Raw genomic sequence first — 18,305 nt, 5'->3', positions numbered from 1 at the left:
TTGGTGATCCCGCCGGTCCAGTCGACCTCACCCGACTGATGACGTCGGGGCACCAGGCCGAAATACGCCCCTGCATTTCGTGATTGTCGGAAGCGCCCGGCCTCATCGACTGCCGCCGCAAAGGCCGCAGATGTCTGCACACCAACGCCCGGGATGCTCATGAGAATTTCACAGGCCTGTGACTGACTGGCGATGATGCGCAAACGGCGGTCCATTTCCTTGATCTGTTCGACCAACTCGGCACGTACTGACAGTAAGGAGCTGATGGCTTCGCCGAGACCTGGGATGTGTGCCGCTTGCATGATCCTCTTGAGAAACGCCTTTCCCTGCCCGGGACCAGGGCGATAGCCAAACGTGGCGCACATACCGCGGATCAGGTTGTCGAGCCGGACGCGTGCTTCGACAAGATGAGCACGTGCGGTGATGACGCTACGCACCCCATGCGCTGCCGGGGATTTGACATGGACCTCCTTGTAGAAGCCTGTCCGGGCCAGTTGTGCCAGCCCGCAGCATCGTGCGGGTCGGTCTTGTTCGCTTTCATCGCCTTCAGGCTCTGATGCGCCTGTCGGGCATCGATGCACACAACCGGAACACCCAGTTCACGCAAGCCCAGGCAGATCGCCGGCGACATCCGACCCGTCTCAACCACCGCCCGCTCGATCGGACCATGGTGCTCAAGCATCGAGGCCAGCACCTCCGGGGAGCTCTCGACCTTCTCTGACACGAGCTTTTGCCCATTCTCGTCAACGATGCAGACCTGCGTGGTTTCCATCGACAGGTCCAATCCGGCATAGTGTTTCATGGCTGCTTCCTTCCTTCAGGATTCGACAACCAGAAATGTGCGCCTCAACCGAGGCCCGAGGGAAGCAGCCGCAATTACACGATGACCCATTGATTTTGGCCACCTCTCGTGATTCATCGCTCAAAAAATTGGGCGGTGATATGAGCGATCTTTTCTGGTTGAGTAGCGCGCAGATGGCGCGTCTTGAACCTTACTTTCCGAAGTCTCACGGTAAGCCGCGCGTTGATGACCGGTACGTTCTGAGTGGAATAAACTTCATCAATCGCAATAGATTGCGTTGGCGAGACGCGCCGAAGGAATACGGTCCTCACAAAACATTATACAATCGCTGGAAGCGATGGAGCGAGAAAGGCATCTTCGCACAAATCATGATCGGCCTGACTGCCGAGACCGGCGAGGAGAAGACGGTGATGATCGATGCGACATACCTCAAGGCGCATCGCACAGCGACCAGCATGGGCGTTAAAAAAGGGGGCGTGGACGCCTGATCGGCAGGACCAAGGGCGGCATGAATACCAAACTGCATGCCGTCTGCGACAGTCAGGGCCGTCCGGTCCACTTCTTCATCACCGCAGGACAGGTCAGTGATTACAAAGGTGCTGCCGTACTCCTGAGCAACTTGCCGAAGGTCGAATAGCTTCTTGGAGATCGGGGATATGATGCCGACTGGTTCAGGGAATTCTTGAAAGACAGAGGTATACGCGCTTGCATCCCTGGCCGGAAATCACGCGGGAAGAAAGTCAAATACGACAAGCGCCGCTACAAACGCCGCAACCGCATCGAGATCATGTTCGGCAGGCTCAAGGACTGGCGGCGCATTGCAACACGCTACAACAGATGTCCCAAGGTCTTCTTATCCGCCATCGCACTCGCCGCGACTATCATCTTCTGGGTATGAAAATGAACGAGTCCAAACCTTAGAGCCTATCGAGCCCTCAGGAAATCCAGACATTCCGTATAAGCATGGTCTATCTGTTGACGCCCGGTATCGCGGTGGCGTTTTCCAGAACATGGAGAAGCTGCGCCACAATCCCGGTCAGCACGACATAGATGATCGCGAGTAGCAAAAAAACATCAAAAAATTTGAACGTTGTGTAGCCGATTTTCTCGGCCTGCGAAGTAATTTCAACCACCCCTATGGCATAAGCAATAGAAGTGTATTTCAACTCGATAATAGCTTCGTTCGACCATTGTGGAATAACGCGGCGCAGGGCCTGAGGCAACAGGATATAGCGGAATCCCGCAAGCTGGCTCATGCCGATGGCCCGCGCGGCGGCCATTTGCCCCGGCGGTACAGAACGGACAGCACCGCGGAAATACTCGGCCTGATAGGCGGCGGAATTAAGGCCGATGGCGATGAATGCGGCCATGAACGGATCCAGCACGATCCCGATCTCTGGCAGGCCAAGATAGATGAAGAACATCTGAACAAGCATCGGTGTGCCGCGAAAAATCTCGATATAGCCAGTTGCAAGCCCATAGGCGACGCGATTGCCGTAAAGCCGCCCGGTGGCCAGGACAAGGCCCAGCATGAAACCAAGCAGCATGGCGAGAACCCATAGCCCCAACGTCACGGGAAGCGCCTGAAGAATCTTCGGCAGGGCCTCGGCGGCGAAGGCGAAGAAATCCGTCACGTCTCGCCCCCTTCCTCGATAATTTTCAGAAAGCGTTGCGTGCGCTCGTGCCGGGGATTGGTGAAGAAATCCGCCGGGGATGCCTCTTCGAGGATGTTTCCCCTGTCCATATAGATAATGCTGTCGGCGGCCCGCCGCGCGAAACCGACCTCGTGACTGACGACCAGCATCGTCATGCCGGCGCTGGCAAGTTTCTGCATGACCGCGACGACCTCGCCGGTCAGTTCGGGATCAAGCGCCGAGGTAGGCTCGTCGAAAAGCAGCACTTCAGGCTGCATCGCCAAGGCGCGGGCGATAGAAACCCGTTGTTGCTGCCCACCCGACAATTGCGCGGGATAAGAACCAGCCTGAGCGGTCAGACCGACTCGCTCAAGTTCTTCTTCCGCCTGACGATATGCATCCGCCTTCGACATACGTTTCAGCTTTCGCAACCCGATAGCGATATTGTCACGGGCGTTGAGATGGAGGAAAAGGTTGAAGTCCTGGAACACGAAGGCAATGCGCTGGCGCATGGCGTCAATGTTACGATCCAGAACCTCTTCGCCGCGAAGCCGAATGTGACCCTCATCCGCCGGTGCCAGACGATTGATACAGCGAAGCAAGGTTGATTTCCCCGTGCCCGAAGAGCCCATGATGACCTTCGTCTCGCCTTGGTTGAGTGACAGCGAAACCCCCTTCAGAACTTCGGTTTCGCCGTAATTTTTCTTGATGTTTTCCACTTCGAGAAGTGCAGGCATCAGCTTTTCTCTCCATAACCCGGGATCGCAAAGACCTCCTCGGCCCTGTAAAGGACCCGGTTCCCGAGCCAGTTGACGACGAAATAAAGCAAGGCGACAACGGCGAAGACCACGAGGATATTCCCCTGAGTGCTCGAAATGATGTAGCGCCCCTGCCGTGTCAGCTCGACGACGCCGATAACATAGGCAAGTGACGTGGCCTTGAGTTCGCCGGAAAATTCGTTCGTCCAGGGGCCAATTGCCTGCCGCAACGCCTGCGGCAGCACGATGTACCTTACCGCCTGAACCTTTGACATTCCGATGGCGCGCGCCGCTGACATTTGTCCGCGTGGTACGCCCTGGATCACGCCGCGGAAGATCTGCGACTGGTAAGCAGTCGACTTGAGCCCAAGGGCAAGAACCGCGGCAGGGAATGGTTCTATCGCGTAGAATTCCCCGATGCCGTAGAAGAACAGAAGCAGCAGGACCAGTTCCGGAATGCCGCGAAACACCCGTTCGAAAGCAAATCCGAACCAGCGCAGAGTCCAATGCCCATAGACTTCGGCCAGCGCCAGCAGCAGGCCCAGAACGAAACCCATAGCGAGAAGCGCGGTCAGAAGCTGAAGGGCTACCCATAACCCCCCGAAAAGATAGGGAAGGTGGTTGATGATGGTTTCTAGGATCATGTTATCCCTCGATGGCCGGCCTCCGCGTCAGCCACTGGCGCAGAGGCGCGATCGATTACTCCTCATAGCCCGGAATCGGCTGCTGATAGGCGTCCACATAATCGGGCATAGTGGTCGGAATATCTCGGATGGTTGCACCGGGAGCATATTCCTGAACGATTTTGGCCCATTCGCCTGATTCATAGATATTCATGATCCCCTTGTTGAGGATCGCCAGCAGATCCTTCGGGTCGCCTTTTTTAACAGCCAGCGCCTGCGGCTGGTTCATCTGGATGGTCCCGACGATTTTCACATCGCGGCCATTGGCGATAAACTCCTCTGCCGTGTCGGTAGACGTGACCACCGAGTCAAGCCGCCCGGCCAACAGGTCTTCAATCGCGACAACGTAATCCTCATAGCCGCGTATGGTCAGTCCGACATCATCATTCTCGGCCAGTTCGCTTTCTAGCCAGTTGAATTGGGTTGCACCGTTTTGTGCACCGACGGTCGCACCGCAACAAAGTGCCGTAACTACATTCTTGTCAGAACCAGCGGGAACGAGAACCTCGTCGTCGTTTTCCCACCAAGGAATGGTGAAATCAAGCACCTCGGCCCGCTCCTCGGTGATGTTGAGGCCGGTGACAAGTATGTCGATCCGGCCCTGTGCAAGTGCCGGGATAAGTGATGGCCAGGGCAAATCCGTGAATTCCACCTGAATACCCTGATCTTCGGCAATGGCACGCATCGCATCGATGGCGATGCCCTTATATTCTCCTTCCTCGACATAGGCCCAAGGAGGAAACGAGGCCTCGACACCGGCGGTATAGATCTCTTGCGCAAAAGCGGATGTTGCTCCGAAAACGGCGGCGGCGATAAGAGGCGACGTAACATATGCTATACGGTGCATTTTTCTCTCTCTGCTGGACTAATTCAGCAACAACCGAAGCATAGTTAACGTAGCGTTACAAGGCAGGAGCCGAGTACGTGTCTGACACGACAGTCATTCGAGGAGGACAAACAATGCCCTCACTCAAAGTCGTGCTCGGCATGCAGCATTGTGGCGGGCTGAGTGAGGGCGGAGCGGGACTCAGTGTGAATGCGTTGGGCGATGAACCACCCGCTTCCGATCGTTTAGTTGGTCAAAGGCGCTCGCAGAGCATCCAGTGCCGCGGCAGTTGTCGCACCGATCCTCGCACCAACCGGGAACGATCGAATCTGCGTACCCGAGAGGTGCCGTCCGCGCACAGCTTTTCCTGCGATGATGGCTTTGTTCCTTTTCCGCCGCGCTCGCATTAACTGTAGTCTTTTGACTATGAAAACTAACGGATCTGGCGACTAGAGTCTGGACTCGTTCATTTTCATACCCAGAAGATGATGATCGCGGCCAGAATGATGGCGGATGAGAAGATCTTGGACATCTGTCGTAGCGTATCGCGATGCGTCGCCAGTCCTTGAGCCCGCCGAACATGATCTCGATCCGGTTGCGGCGTATGTATCGCCGCCCAGGAAGCGCTTCGCACTCGGAAAGTTCCGAAGCAGGACAAGAGCACCGCGGCTGTCAGCCATTTGGCCGGGGAAGAGAAAGAAGTCCAACTCGCCCCCTTTGCCGTCGCTGAGTATGTGCAGCCTGGAGTTCAGGCCACCCTTCGTGCGCCCGATCGCCCGCGGACGATCCTTTTTTTGAAAGCTGGCTGCGATGCGCCTTCATGAAGGTGCTGTCCGTCATCAGAGTATCGCCTTGGCTGCCTGGTTGCGCCAGTTCCCGGAATATTCGCGCGAAGATGCTCATCCGGAACCAACGGGCAAACCGGTCATACAGGGCTTTGTCGGGCTGTAGACAGTAGGTGCATCCTGCCATCGCAGCCCATATCGCTTGACGTAGATGATCCCGCCCAGCACCTTGCAGTCGTCGGATCGCGCTCGGCCTCGCACCTTGGGAAAGAAAGGCCGAAATCGCCGCATCTGTTGCGCGCTCAGTCAGAAATATCGCTTATCTCGTATGCTCATGACCAGCGTGAAGCATTCAGCACGCTGGCATCCAACAGAAACTTATAAGGATGGAGCCAAGATATCTTCGTCCAAGAATCGCGGCGCCTGATCGCCTTCATCCCAAGTATGGGATGGATTTCATCAATGGTCCGATCAACAAGGCGAAATCCGTCTGATTTATCGCTGAAAGTATCATGCAGCCGAAGCGGCTTCTCCGCGAGATGTCTGCCAAGGGGAAGGAACCGGCCAACGGGACGGCCCGAATGTTGTCCATGTCACTGACTGTAGTTTGAAGCCGCAGTGACATGGACCATTTCTGTTCCGCTCACACGATCGTCGGCGTAATACCGCCATCGACACGCAGCGCCGCACCGTTCGTGGCGGCGGACAGCGGGCTTGCCACATAGGCAACCAGCGTGGCGATCTCCTCCGGTTCGATCATACGCTGGATCAGAGAAGTCGGTCTTTCCCGGGCAAAAAAGGCGCGTTCGATCTCCTCGGCAGGTGCTTGCGGGTCTTCTGCCACGCTCTTGAGGAAGTCCGCGATGCCTTCCGAGCGGGTGGTCCCGGGAAGTACGGAATTCACCGTGACCCGTGTGCCCTTGCTGGCTGCGGCAAGGCCGCGCGACATGGCAAGCTGCGCGGTCTTCGTCATGCCGTAATGGATCATGTCCGGTGGCACGATAAGCGCGGAATCACTGGCGATGAAGATGATACGGCCCCAGTTGCGCCCCATCATGCCGGGAAAATAGGCACGCGCAAGTCTGGCGCCCGAAAGGACATTCACCTCATAGAACCGGCGCCAGTCGTCGTCGGTGATCTCGGCAAAGGGCTTGGATTCGTAAATCCCGAGATTGTTGATGAGGATATCGACCGAAGGCAGGGCTTTGACGAGTGCCGCTGCGCCTTCGGTCGTTGCCGGGTCCGCGAGAATTCCGTGCGCCCCGATCCGCTGTGCGGCGGCATCGAGTTTCTGCTGGTTGCGACCGCAGATCGTCACCTGCGCGCCTTCGGCAGCGAGCCGTTCGGCTATGGCAAAGCCTATGCCAGCGGTGGCGCCGGTGACAAGTGCGGTTTTTCCGTTAAGTTGCAAGTCCATGTGATTGCCTCCTTGAAATGCGGGCGCGCCGTCTCCGGCTGGGCCACGTGGTTCCTTATTCTCAGTCGTGCCTTGCTTCTTAAACGTCCCAGGCCGGGGCAAGGCTGGGCGGATTGACGAGCCGTCCGTCTGGCTGTGCGAGATTGGCAATGGCAATCATGTCACCGTCATCAAGCGTGAAATCGAAAATCGCGATATTCTCGGCAACACGCGCCGGATTCGCCGTCTTGGAGAGAGCAATATAACCTTGCTGCACCAGCCAGCGCAGGCCCACCTGCGCAGCGCTCTTGCCATATTTTGCCCCGATCTGCTGCAACATCTTATCCTGCGGAACGGCGCCATCTGCCATGCTGTAATAGGCAGTGACGGCTACGCCATTCTCCTTTGCCGCGGCACTCAGCCTGTGCTGGGGAAGATAAGGGTGCAGTTCGATTTGGTTGGTGACAATAGGCACGCCGGAATGCTCGATCGATTCCTGCATCTGGGCGATATTCTGGTTGGAGACACCGATGAAACGGGTCTTTCCGGAAGCCCTGACTGCATTCAGCATCTCGATTTGTTCCGCGACCGGTACCTTGTCGGCGGGCCAGTGCAGGAGAAGCAAATCGACCTGATCGACCCTCAGCCTGTCGAGGCTTTCATCCACCGAGGGGGCGAACCTGTCATCGCTGTAATTATCCACCCAAACTTTGGTGGTGAGGAACAACTCGTCGCGGCGCGCACCGGCAGCCTGAAGCGCGCGGCCGAGCGCGGCTTCGTTCTCATAGATTTGCGCGGTGTCGAAATGGCGGAATCCGGCTTCGAGAGCAGCGGGGATCACGCGTTCCACTTCCGCGTCGGCCATGCGGAATACGCCGAAGCCGAGGGCGGGGATGGTCGTGCCATGCGCGGTTACGGTTTGCATCGATAAAACTCCTTCTGAAGTGATCCGGCGGCCAGCGCTGTGCTGGGGCCAAGTGCTATGCGCGAATAAATAAAGCGCTTCACGGAGCTTGATAATCGGCCCATGATCCACATCATCTGTGAAACGAAATCATAGGTAAGGTTGGAATGGATAACCGAACCGGAGAAATGCAGATATTCCTGCGCGTGGTGGAAACAGGCAGCTTTTCCGAAGCGGCACGCCTCATGCGGATGACGCCATCGACAGTGAGCAAGCTGATCTCGCGCGTGGAAGCGCGGTTGGGCGTGCGCCTCATCGAACGTTCCACCCGCCGGCTCTCCCTGACTGCGGAAGGACAGATCTATTATGAGCGTAGTCAGGCGGTTCTGAAGGAACTCGAACTGATCGAGCAGGAACTCTCCCATGGTGCTGCGGCCACGGGTGGCACGGTGCGGGTCAATGCCTCGGTTGCTTTCGGGGTTCTGGGGCTGGAGCCGCTTTTGCCCGAATTCTGGCGCGCCTATCCTAATATCGTCATCGATCTGTCGTTGTCGGATGAGGTTGTCGATCTTTACCTCGACCGCACCGACATTGCGTTCCGGGTCGGAACACTGCCCGATTCCGGCATGATGGCGCGGCGGCTCGGTGTGGCGCAGCGCAAGATTGTCGCTTCGCCTTCCTATCTTGGCCGTCGCGGTACGCCGCGCAGGATCGAGGATCTTTCGCGCCACAATTGCCTGGGCTTCAATTTCCGTCGCGCAGCCCCCGTCTGGCCGCTCAGGGAAAGCGGTCGAATTGTCGACCGCGCGGTGAACGGTTCTCTCGTTGCCAACAACGGCGAGACGGTGCGGCGCATGGCGCTTGCGGGTGTCGGGCTTGCCCGCATGGGCGACTATCACGTGCGTGCCGATCTTGCTGCCGGCCGGCTGGTGGAAGTACTCGCCAATGTGATCGAACCCGATGAGGAGGAGATTCATGCGGTCTTTCTCGGGGGTTCCGGAATGCCGCAACGCGTGCGTGCCTTCCTCGATTTTGTCGTACCGCGGCTTCAAGGATTCCTCGCTAACGACACAGCTGGAATAGATAGCGAATAAGCAATCCGAGATCGTTTCGATATATATGGGAATACGATGAAAAATGATCGACCCACCCCAACGTGCTCTTGCGCAGCCGCGTTTCCTGACGGCGGGAAGTCTCGCAGACATGGTCTCGACGGGACGTATCAGGCGTTGTCCTGGAACGGAAACGGCCCGCACAGAAGCGGGCCGTTTCGCTGTTTTCAGAAACTTATTCAGTGGCAGCCCCGATAGCCTTCAGGCCCGCGACTGCGCAACTGGCGTCGATATCGCCAGAGGGCGCGCCGCCCACGCCGATGCCGCCAACCAGCGCATTCTCGAACTTGATCGGCAACCCACCGCCCTGAATGACCATGCGGTGGTCCATGTCGCGCAGACCGTCATTGGCGGGCTTGGAGGCAATAAACTCTGCCAGGCCAGCCGTGTCACGACCCATGGCTGCGGAGGTGAAAGCCTTGCCGGTAGCGCTGGAGGCGGTGTGCGGGCCAGAATTATCAGCCTTTAACAGCACTTTGGTCGCTCCGTCACGCGCCACGATGGCAACGCTGACATTATGGCCTTCGGCAACACAAGCCTTCAGCGCGGCGTCGGCGGCCTGCGTGGCCAGTTCAAGCGGAAGATAAGGAGCCGCCGGCAGGTCCTGCGCGGAAGCGGCGAACGGGGCCAGAAGCACGGAAGCGAAAGCGAGAGCGAGAGTGCGGATCATCATGGGTTCCTTTTCTATTGACGGCCCTCATGTAACCGCCCCCTCATTCCGCTGCTATCCGTAGGCCTTGCGGTCCATATCCGTAATTCTACGGAGTTTCGCGTCCCTCAAGCCAGATGCGCGTCATCTCGGCCTGCGAGGTGGTGCCAAGTTTTGCACCGATTGCGGCGCGGTGGCTTTCCACGGTGCGTGGCGACAAGCCCAGCCCTTTCGCAATCTGACGGGTGGTGAAACCTCCGGCGATACGGTCCAGCACCTCGTGTTCACGTGGCGTAAGCGCTGCGAGCAGTGCCAGCGTTTCCGCCTTTTCAGCACTGCGGTCAAGCGCGCGCCCCAGCACGTCCTGTGCCCGTTGGATGGCGTCGATCAGATCCTGTTCATCGACCGGCTTGGACAGGAAATCGACCGCCCCATTGCGAAAGGCAAGTCGGCAGGCCTGGATATCGCCATGACCGGAAATGACAATGGTAGGCCAGTCGATGCCCTGTTCTGTCAGCCGCTCCTGTAATTTAAGGCCGGAGATGGCCGGCATGCGGATATCGAGGATCAGACAGCCGGGAGGAAGTTTTGGTACCTGGGCCAGAAAGCTCTGCGGATCGGCAAAGCCCGTCGCCGTAATGCCGACAGTCGACAAAAGCAGGGCAAGCGCCTTGCGCACAGCTTCGTCATCATCCACGAGATAAACAGGATGGATCAACGGTATACCTCCATCGGTTGCGACCTGTGCGGCAACACGACCCGGAAGGTCGCCCCCTCATAGCTATCGGCCAGCGCGATTTCTCCACCGGCGCGTTCCACCAGCCGCTGGCTGAGCGCAAGCCCAAGCCCGGTACCATCGGGACGGGTGGTGGTGAAGGGTGTGAACAGGCGCGGACGCAATTCCTCCGGTACACCGGGACCGTTATCGGCGACCTCAAGTATCGTACGGGCCGCGTCCTGCCGCAGGCGAACGGAAACCCGGCCCGTGCGGTCTGTACTGTCTGCCGCCTCGATGGCGTTGCGGCAGAGATTGAAAATGACCTGTTCCATCTCGACGGAATCGGCGGCGACCGGCACCGGCATTTCCGGCACGTCAAAAGCAAGCTGAACGCCCTGCCGCACTGCCTGCGGCTCCAGCAGGGCACGCACATTGGCAACGGCCTCGCGTAAATCGAAAGCCGATACCGACCCATGTCGCGGCCGCGACCAGTTGCGGAACCGCTCCAGCATGGCGGATGCCCGGCGCGCCTGTGTCACCGTATCTTCGAGAGTCGGCGCAAGGGCAGCCATATCGTGGCGTGATAGCAATCGTCGCCCGGCCTGCGCCTGCGCGAGAATGGCGGTCAGCGGCTGCGTCAATTCATGGGCTAGACCGCTTGCCATCTCACCCAGCGCATTGACGCGTGACGCGTGGGCAAGGCGCGAATCCAGCGCACTGAGCCGCGCCTGCTCCAATGCCCGACGGGTTCGCAGCCGCTGACGCAGCATGATGAGTGCTGCGATATAGGCAAGTGCTGCCGCCAGCAGCACCAGCGCCGTCTTGGCGGGTGGGAACAGGTCCACCAATCCGATCTCCATTCCCGTCTGGAGAAGGAGTGGTTGCGAGGCGCTGCCAAGCGGCTTTGAAAAGCGGATTGTCTGCGGCCCGCCGTCATGGGCGATCAGCTTTTCTCCGCCGGGCAGGGAAAGATCCGGCGCGGCGCCGGGCCGTTGCCAGAACTGCCCCGCATCGTCCAGCAGCCTTTGGGCATCGATCCCCAGCATCAACCCATAGCGCGCGACTTCCGAATTGGGGCTGCGCTTGACCAAGATATAATGACGCCGCTTGCCGGGATGCGGCAACAGGGCGATGCTGCCATCGGATTCCTTTACCGCGGCACGGATCGTTTCCGCCAGTTCCGGCTCTAGCCTTTCCGTGCCGATGCTCTTCGCTGGATCAAAGAGGGAAACAAGCTGTACTTCATCGATACGCGGATAAAAGCGCGAGATGGTCGCGGCGACATCAAGAAAGAGATCATCGCGCGCGCCATCTGCCGCCACCGCGATCGCCGACAGGGCTGTCATATGGGCATCATGCTGATCGGCCCGCTGCGACGCCAGACGATGCAGAACAATGCTTTCCTGTTCCAGTTCGGCGACCAGTGAGGCGCGCTCGGCCATCGCTAGAATACCGGCCGCGCACAAGAGCAACAGCACACCAGCAGCGATTAGCCGCGGAGGGTTTTCCAGGATCGGTTTGCCGCCGGTCATGAACGCGCTTCCACCATTTCCGTGTGGGGCGGAAATTGCGCGGCTCTGGCGGCAAGAACGGCCTGCATGGAGTCCACCAGTTCAGACACCACCCCCGCGCTCTCCCATGAGTAAAGTGTGACAGCCATGGCCGTTTCGACGCCGAAGGGAGCATAGGGTCGCACGCGATAATCCCCCGTGGCCCTGACCGGCAGCAGGGAAATCCCAAGCCCGGCTTCCACGGCAACCAGTACATTGTGCAGGCTGCTGGCTGCGCAGGCAACATACCAGCGGCGGTCTTCACATTCGACACGTGCGAACATGGCCTCACGATAAAGCCCGCCCAGAGGAAAAGCGACAAGTGGGATCGGGTCGGCGCGCGACCCCGCCATATGGATATCCACCGGTGTATCCGCACTCTCGAACCAGGCGAGCGGCTCGGCAAAGGTCGCCCGGCAATCCGGGTCCGGTTCGTTTTCCTTGACGATGACGATGTCGAACTCACCATCGCGATAGCGCTTCATGAGTTCGCGGCTAAGCCCGGCGGTAACATCAAGCCGGATCTCGCGGTGACGGCGGGCGAAATTGCTGAATGTCCTGGCCATCGCCGCATCGACAATATCTTCGGCCATGCCGATGCGGATTGAGGTGGTACCGGCCGGATCGCCAAGGGCGGCTTCCGCTTCCTGCTGAAGGGCGAGCAATCTGCGGGCATAACCCAACAACCGCTCGCCGGTGGTCGTCGGCCCGAGAGGCCGCGCCGAACGTTCGATAAGAACGGAGCCCACAGCGTCCTCAAGCCGGCCGATCTGCTGGCTGATGGTAGATTGGGTCAGGTGCAATCGCTCGGCAGCAAGGGTGAAGCTTCCGGTATCGATGATCGCGGTAAAGGCGCGCAGCAACCGTGGGTCCAGCATGTTCTTCACTCGTAATCTGATGGTCATTCACAAACATAATATGACCCATATTAATATTTAATTTTTAAATGTCCATTTTCCTGCCTATCTAGACGCAGTGGGCCTGAACCGCATGCATGCCACAATCAGGCCATCATCTCATCCGATCGGGAGTCCTACATGCTTCGCCGCACGATCCTTACAGGAGCCGCCAGCCTGATCCTGATGGCAGCCCCTTTCGTTACCGCAGGAAACGCCATGAACAAAATGCAATTGCATAGCGCCGCCGGGAAAAACGATGCAGCGCTCGTCAGCCGGCTTTTGGCCGAAGGCGCGGAAATCGACACACGTGACAGCAGAGGCGCCACGGCCCTTCTTGTCGCGACCCATGCCAATGCGATTGATGCGGCGCGTGTCCTCATCGATGCCGGCGCCGACGTCAACGCCAAGGACGACATCAATGACAGCCCCTATCTCTATGCCGGAGCAAGAGGGCATCTGGAAATCCTCAAAATGACTCTCGCGCATGGGGCTGATCTGAAAAGCACCAACCGCTATGGGGGTACCGCACTGATTCCGGCTTCCGAGCGTGGTCATGTCGAGACGGTGAAAACCCTGATCGAAGCCGGTTCGGACATCAATCACGTCAATAATCTGCACTGGACCGCGTTGCTGGAGGCGATCATTCTCGGCGATGACGGCAGCCGGCACCAGCAAATCGTCGAATTGCTGGTCAAGGCCGGTGCCGACGTGAATCTGGCGGATGGCGAGGGTGTGACCCCACTTCAGCATGCCCGCCGCTCCGGTTATCGCGATATCGAACAAATCCTTGTCGCTGCCGGTGGCCGATAAACCATGGAGGTTGCGATGAATGAAGCACAGCGTTTTCTGCGTCAGGCGGTCGAGCTTGCACGCGACAATATCAAGTCTGGCGGTCGACCCTTTGGTGCCGTGGTCGTGAATAATGGCAAGGTGATCGCCACCGGTGTCAACGAGATTCATCTCAGCGACGATCTCACCGATCATGCCGAGTTGCTGGCCATTCGCAGCGCCGCCCGCACCCACGGAGCCGCAGCACTGAAGGGCAGCACCGTCTATGCCAGCGGCCATCCTTGCCCAATGTGTCTGGCCGCCATGCGGATCGCGGGAGTTGGCAAGATCGCCTATGCTCATTCCAACGAGGATGGTGAACCGTTCGACCTGTCCACCGCAGCAATATATGCCGAATTGAAACGTCCTTTTGCTGAGCAATCGATGGCAATCAGCCATGTCCCACTGCCGAATGAAACCGGCCAGACGCTCTATGCACAATGGGTACAGGCTCAAAAGGGTAGCGCATAATAAATTGAAACAAAATCACGCACCCAAATCCAGTCGTCTGCCGTTGCTTGCCGCCATCGTGCTCGTTGGCCTCAATCTCAGGCCCTTTATCACCGGCGTCGGCCCACTGGCCGCAGACATATCCGCACAAACCGGTCTTGCGTTGCAGGGCATTGCGCTGCTGACGCTGGTGCCCATGCTCTTGATGGGCATTCTGGCCTTTGTCGGTCCGTCATTGCAGATGCGTTTGGGGGCGCGTGGCCCCATTATCGCAGCTCTTGCGGTTCTGGCGCTGGCTTCGCTGCTGCGCCTGTTCGTAACGAGTGGTTGGCAGATGATAGCCACGGCCGCGTTGCTGGGATTTGGTGCAGCCGTCGTCCAAGCCCTGTTTCCCGGCGTCATCAAAAAGCATTTTCCGGCCCATGTCGGCGTGATGATGGGGCTTTATTCGGCCATGCTGATGGGTGGCGGTGCGGTTGGGGCGCAATTGGCACCGCTGATTGCGACCGCAGCAGGCGATTGGCATGTCGGGCTTGCCTGGATGGCCATACCCGCCACCCTGGCATTGCTACTGTTCAAGCGCGGCCTGCCTAAGGAAAAACAGGGCAGCCATGGTGGCAACAGAGCATGCATTTTCCTCCGGCGACCACGTACCTGGCTACTCATGGCTTGTTTCGGTCTTGTTAACGGCGGTTATTCCACTGCTGTAGCATGGATTTCCCCCTTCTATCGCGATCTCGGCTGGAGCCCGGCAGCAAGTGGCAGCCTGCTTGCAATGATGGCCGTAGCACAAGCGGGGGCAGCACTTTTCCTGCCGGTACTGGCAAGCAGACATGAAGATCGGAGACCATTTCTATGGCTGACCTTAGCCATGCAGTTCGTGGGCTTTATCGCACTGATCCTGCGACCGGAGACTGCACCGCTGATGTGGGTCTCCATTCTAGGTGCCGGGCTGGGCGGCTGCTTCGCGCTGTCAATGATCGTAGCTCTGGACCATCTGCCCGACCCGGCCGAAGCTGGTGCGTTGTCTGCCCTGATGCAGGGCGGCGGATTCCTGCTGGCTGCGCTGCCGCCATGGATCGTTGCCGTCCTTCACCAGCTCACTGGCGATTTCACCGCCGGCTGGATGCTGCATCTGTGCTGCGTAATCATCGTTACGGTGCTTTACTGGCGCGTAACGCCCTCTGGCTATGCCGAGGCGATGAGCCTGCCACGGCAACCGCAGGCAGCTAATGACGGTTGATCGGTCACCGCCTTCGAGAAACCGCTGCAGCTGCAGCACGACGAAAGCAAGAAACACCAGCACGCTCCGGGGCATTTGCGCGGCGTTGCTGCACAGCTCTGATGACAGAGGATTCATTTCGCGAATCCATGCGGTTATACGGGGCGCATGAACACGTCACCCCCACCCGCTACCACACGACGAACTGGTCCAGCTAAAACGCCTGCAACCACACTTTACTCAACCGACGCTCTGCCCAGAAAGTGCCGTGGCGGAGAATGCTGTTGATATCCGTGCTACTCCAAACCTCCAGGTTGCGGCCGGAACGTTCACCCTCGTAATTCGCGCATCCCGACTTCACTGTAGCAATCCCCCTCTGCGGCTGAGAATGCCGTTGTTATTTCTTGGCGCTCTTCAGGGGTCAGCTCGATTTATGTCGCACCGACGTTTTTTCCAGTCGCAACCGGCAGCGAGCACCCGCCCCGATCATTCGGAGCGAGGCTTTCTCATATCATAATTCGGTAGCGTCCTGACATTCGGCTGGGCTTGGCTTCTCCCCAGGCAATTCTCAGGACGCTTCCTGATCGCGACACACAACAGAATGCATTGAGCAACCGGCCGCGATCAACTCATGACGGACAGAGGATGTCTGTGGTTATATCGATGGTGACAGGCGCTTTTAAGAATTATCCATAAAGCAGCCGCAGCCCGGCCTTCACATTCTCTGGATGTGCAGGAGAGAATTCGTTCTTCGGGCTGATATCGAGGCGGCGTGATAGTATCTGGAAGACTTTTCGCTCTTCTACCCAGGTGACCGGTTCGTTGCTGGGTAGCAATTTATATTCTGGGCCGGCATTGAGGGTATCATGGTTGGGTAAGAGCTCTTCAACGAAGACGCTCTCTCCGCTCGGATAGGTGCATGCAATTCGTCGGTGGAATACTTTCTCGTTCATGGCGTGTTCCTTCATTTTCCGCAAACGGCCGCAATCAATCATAGCCCGCACCGAAAGGCAAACGGGTCGCAAGTGCCTGTTCATGAGAGAGGCAGCATAGCCGCCCGTTCGGGCAATGGGCTCTGTGCCATACTGCGATCGGCATGAATGTCGAGTTCGAGCTGCCTACCGGCATTCAACCGGCGCAAATCCGGATCGACCGGTCAGGAAACAGCGCCGCATTGCCGTAAGGCGGCTCCGAGCCCTTTGTTGCCATCCGCTTCAACTTTTTCGACCATCAAAACTGGTTCGCCCAACGGGGGTGGAGGTCGTCAATCACAAGCTCATGGCTATGTGTCCGGCACCCTTTCAGATGCGGGTGATCCAGCGGTAGATTCTCATGGGTATGTTCGATCTCCCCGCTCTCCTTGGCGGGCCATTGCACCCGGCTGATAGCGATGCCAATCCCGGAAAAGCCGGCAAGTGCCAACAGCGCCGGGATTATACCGAACTGCGTCATCAGCCAACCCGAGAGCGGGTAGGTAATCAGCCAACAGGCATGGCTCAGGGCGAATTGCGCAGCGAAGAGCGCTGGCCGATCCTCCGGATGGGCAGAGCGGCGCAGCAGGCGCCCCGAGGGCGTGAGCACCGACGAATAGCCGAGGCCGACGAGAAACCATGTGGCGAGAAGCATGTTCCAATGCAATCCTGTGATTGCTGTCACCCCGGCTAGGCCAAGTAGGGTGACAACCATCAGCATCGCTCCCGCGAGCATGACGGGGCGGTCAGGAATCCTGTCCAGCAAGCGGGGTAGCAAGAGCGCGGCCATCATGGAACCCGCACCGAAGGCAAACATCGTCCAGGCAAGAGCGCTGTCAGAGAGGCCCAGAAGCCCCCGCACGGCGACCACGGAATTGACCAGCACCATGGCCCCCGCAGCCGATACTGCGAGGTTGAGTGCCAGAAGGCCGCGCAGGCGTGGGGTTGCCAGGTAAATGCGGATCCCACGTGTGGTCCGATCATAAATCCCGCGTGGCTTGGGTGCTTTCTGGCTTGGCAACAGCACAGAGAGAACGAGCAGCGCAGAACCGAGAAACCCTGCGACCGTGCCCAGAAACAACGAGTTGTAGCTCATCACCGCCAGCAAGAGCGCCGCGAGCGTCGGACTGACGATGTTCTCCAGATCATAGGCCAATCGCGAAAGCGACAATGCACGGGTATAGCGATCCTCCTCGGGTAGCACATCCGGGATCGTCGCCTGAAAGGTCGGCGTGAACCCCGCCGAGGCCGATTGCAACAGGAAGATCAGCACATAGACTTGCCAGATCTCGGTCACGAAAGGTAGTGCCAGCGCCGATACTGCCCGCACAAGATCAAGCGACACCAGAAGGCGGCGACGGTTTACGCGTTCGGCGAAAGCGCCCGCGATCGGCGCGATCCCGACATAGGCAACCATCTTGATGGTGAACACGGTTCCCAACACCATCGCGGCCCCGTCTCCGGCCAGGTCATAGGCCAGCAATCCGAGCGCGACGGTCGCGAGCCCGGTGCCCAGAAGAGCAGTGATTTGGGCCATGAAGAGGTGTCGGTAGGTGCGGTCAGCGAGGATAGTTAGCATGGCGACCTCAGAGATAGCGAGCGATTGTCTTCAGTTCGACCCGGTCCTGTTCGGAACCATCCGCATCCAGGCAATGGTCCATGTGATCGTGGATCAACGCCTGCTTCGCGTTCCTGATCGCACTTTCGACGGCCTGAAGCTGCTGCGCAATATCGAGACAAGGGCGTTCCGCTTCGATCATCCCAATCACCGAGCGCAGATGTCCCTCGGCGCGTTTCAGTCGGGCAACGAGCTTGGGGTGAGTTGTATGGCGATGCTGATTTGTCATATGAATGAAATATCCTCCCCAGGAGGATAATGCAACGGCGAGCCTTAGGCGCGCCATACGATGGATTGAGTTTAGCTTTAGCCGCAAAGAATCGGCGGATGCTCACTCTCCCATGAATGACAGGTTCGTCCGCTACCCAGACCTTCCGGCCGAAAGGGGCGAGCGGCTCCTGTGCTGGACCGATTCCATGTGCCCCGTTCGATGGTGCACTATCTGAAGCTGCCGTTCAAAGGTCTTGCAGGGATCGACATAAAAGAGCCCGTTGCTACCT

The 18,305-nt window shown here is 58.5% G+C and carries 19 protein-coding genes and 2 pseudogenes; 5 read left to right on the top strand and 16 right to left on the bottom strand.

Going from position 1 to position 18,305, the window contains the following annotated elements; translation table 11 throughout:
* Together Q0601_RS22380 and Q0601_RS22375 are read right to left on the bottom strand one after the other, a co-directional pair.
* Positions 1-302: transposase (locus Q0601_RS22380; RefSeq protein ID WP_305292196.1), on the bottom strand; the 302-nt coding region annotated here is incomplete at its 3' end.
* Positions 303-373: 71 nt separating this feature from the next.
* On the bottom strand, positions 374-802 hold the full coding sequence (locus tag Q0601_RS22375; protein ID WP_305292195.1) for an IS110 family transposase: 429 nt from the start codon (positions 800-802) through the stop codon (positions 374-376).
* 140 nt (positions 803-942) lie between these two features.
* Between Q0601_RS22375 and Q0601_RS22370 the strand changes: the two are divergent.
* Positions 943-1,700 (top strand): annotated as a pseudogene (locus tag Q0601_RS22370) (IS5 family transposase).
* Positions 1,701-1,770: 70 nt separating this feature from the next.
* Here Q0601_RS22370 and Q0601_RS22365 read toward each other — a convergent pair.
* From Q0601_RS22365 to Q0601_RS22335, 7 genes and pseudogenes are all read right to left on the bottom strand, one after another.
* Positions 1,771-2,436, bottom strand: a complete 666-nt coding sequence (locus tag Q0601_RS22365; RefSeq protein ID WP_305292194.1) for an amino acid ABC transporter permease — start codon at positions 2,434-2,436, stop codon at positions 1,771-1,773.
* Entirely contained in the window at positions 2,433-3,173 is a 741-nt protein-coding gene (locus tag Q0601_RS22360; RefSeq protein WP_305292193.1) for an amino acid ABC transporter ATP-binding protein, read from the bottom strand. The genes Q0601_RS22365 and Q0601_RS22360 overlap by 4 nt, the downstream gene beginning before the upstream one ends.
* On the bottom strand, positions 3,173-3,838 hold the full coding sequence (locus Q0601_RS22355; RefSeq protein ID WP_305292192.1) for an amino acid ABC transporter permease: 666 nt from the start codon (positions 3,836-3,838) through the stop codon (positions 3,173-3,175). Before Q0601_RS22355 ends, Q0601_RS22360 begins: the two co-directional genes overlap by 1 nt.
* A 55-nt stretch (positions 3,839-3,893) precedes the next feature.
* Positions 3,894-4,724 (bottom strand): transporter substrate-binding domain-containing protein, encoded by an 831-nt coding sequence (locus Q0601_RS22350; protein ID WP_305292191.1) that lies wholly within the window; start codon positions 4,722-4,724, stop codon positions 3,894-3,896.
* Positions 4,725-5,175: 451 nt separating this feature from the next.
* A pseudogene (locus tag Q0601_RS22345) lies at positions 5,176-5,779 on the bottom strand (IS5 family transposase).
* Between the two features lie 352 nt (positions 5,780-6,131).
* Complete coding sequence (locus Q0601_RS22340; protein WP_305292190.1) at positions 6,132-6,905, bottom strand: SDR family NAD(P)-dependent oxidoreductase; 774 nt, start codon at positions 6,903-6,905, stop codon at positions 6,132-6,134.
* 79 nt (positions 6,906-6,984) lie between these two features.
* On the bottom strand, positions 6,985-7,809 hold the full coding sequence (locus Q0601_RS22335) for an aldo/keto reductase (RefSeq protein WP_305292189.1): 825 nt from the start codon (positions 7,807-7,809) through the stop codon (positions 6,985-6,987).
* A 146-nt stretch (positions 7,810-7,955) separates the two neighbouring features.
* On the opposite strand from Q0601_RS22335, the gene Q0601_RS22330 reads away from it, so the two are divergent.
* Complete coding sequence (locus Q0601_RS22330) at positions 7,956-8,882, top strand: LysR family transcriptional regulator (RefSeq protein ID WP_305292188.1); 927 nt, start codon at positions 7,956-7,958, stop codon at positions 8,880-8,882.
* A 193-nt stretch (positions 8,883-9,075) separates the two neighbouring features.
* Here the strand turns inward: Q0601_RS22330 and Q0601_RS22325 are convergent, their stop codons facing one another.
* The 4 genes from Q0601_RS22325 to Q0601_RS22310 form a co-directional block, all read right to left on the bottom strand.
* Positions 9,076-9,570 carry a GlcG/HbpS family heme-binding protein gene (locus Q0601_RS22325; protein WP_305292187.1) on the bottom strand — a complete coding sequence of 165 codons (495 nt, stop codon included), beginning with the start codon at positions 9,568-9,570 and terminating at the stop codon, positions 9,076-9,078.
* An 88-nt stretch (positions 9,571-9,658) separates the two neighbouring features.
* Positions 9,659-10,267 carry a response regulator transcription factor gene (locus Q0601_RS22320; RefSeq protein ID WP_305292186.1) on the bottom strand — a complete coding sequence of 203 codons (609 nt, stop codon included), beginning with the start codon at positions 10,265-10,267 and terminating at the stop codon, positions 9,659-9,661.
* Entirely contained in the window at positions 10,264-11,799 is a 1,536-nt protein-coding gene (locus Q0601_RS22315) for a sensor histidine kinase (RefSeq protein WP_305292185.1), read from the bottom strand. The genes Q0601_RS22320 and Q0601_RS22315 overlap by 4 nt, the downstream gene beginning before the upstream one ends.
* Complete coding sequence (locus tag Q0601_RS22310; protein WP_305292184.1) at positions 11,796-12,695, bottom strand: LysR family transcriptional regulator; 900 nt, start codon at positions 12,693-12,695, stop codon at positions 11,796-11,798. Before Q0601_RS22310 ends, Q0601_RS22315 begins: the two co-directional genes overlap by 4 nt.
* A 159-nt stretch (positions 12,696-12,854) precedes the next feature.
* Between Q0601_RS22310 and Q0601_RS22305 the strand changes: the two genes are divergently transcribed.
* The 3 genes from Q0601_RS22305 to Q0601_RS22295 are packed head-to-tail and all read left to right on the top strand — an operon-like array spanning position 12,855 to position 15,237.
* Entirely contained in the window at positions 12,855-13,526 is a 672-nt protein-coding gene (locus tag Q0601_RS22305; protein WP_305292183.1) for an ankyrin repeat domain-containing protein, read from the top strand.
* A gap of 15 nt (positions 13,527-13,541) precedes the next feature.
* Positions 13,542-14,015, top strand: coding sequence for a nucleoside deaminase (locus Q0601_RS22300; protein ID WP_305292182.1), 474 nt, complete (start codon positions 13,542-13,544; stop codon positions 14,013-14,015).
* Positions 13,978-15,237, top strand: a complete 1,260-nt coding sequence (locus Q0601_RS22295; RefSeq protein WP_305292181.1) for a cyanate transporter — start codon at positions 13,978-13,980, stop codon at positions 15,235-15,237. Before Q0601_RS22300 ends, Q0601_RS22295 begins: the two co-directional genes overlap by 38 nt.
* Positions 15,238-15,902: 665 nt before the next feature.
* On the opposite strand, the gene Q0601_RS22290 is transcribed toward Q0601_RS22295, so the two are convergent.
* The 3 genes from Q0601_RS22290 to Q0601_RS22280 all read right to left on the bottom strand — a co-directional run bounded on the left by Q0601_RS22290 (position 15,903) and on the right by Q0601_RS22280 (position 18,034).
* Positions 15,903-16,169 carry a hypothetical protein gene (locus tag Q0601_RS22290; RefSeq protein ID WP_305292180.1) on the bottom strand — a complete coding sequence of 89 codons (267 nt, stop codon included), beginning with the start codon at positions 16,167-16,169 and terminating at the stop codon, positions 15,903-15,905.
* 277 nt (positions 16,170-16,446) lie between these two features.
* Positions 16,447-17,766: an MFS transporter gene (locus Q0601_RS22285; RefSeq protein ID WP_305292179.1), complete on the bottom strand. Its 1,320-nt coding sequence runs from the start codon at positions 17,764-17,766 to the stop codon at positions 16,447-16,449.
* Positions 17,767-17,773: 7 nt separating this feature from the next.
* Positions 17,774-18,034, bottom strand: a complete 261-nt coding sequence (locus Q0601_RS22280; RefSeq protein ID WP_305292178.1) for a metal-sensing transcriptional repressor — start codon at positions 18,032-18,034, stop codon at positions 17,774-17,776.
* Between the last annotated feature and the right edge of the window lie 271 nt (positions 18,035-18,305).

The organism is Paracoccus wurundjeri, from assembly GCF_030678915.1.
GTDB classification, from domain to species: Bacteria; Pseudomonadota; Alphaproteobacteria; order Rhodobacterales; family Rhodobacteraceae; genus Paracoccus; species Paracoccus onubensis_A.
The sequence above is the reverse complement of the archived record's forward strand: the minus strand, read 5'-3'. Positions and strand labels throughout refer to the sequence as shown.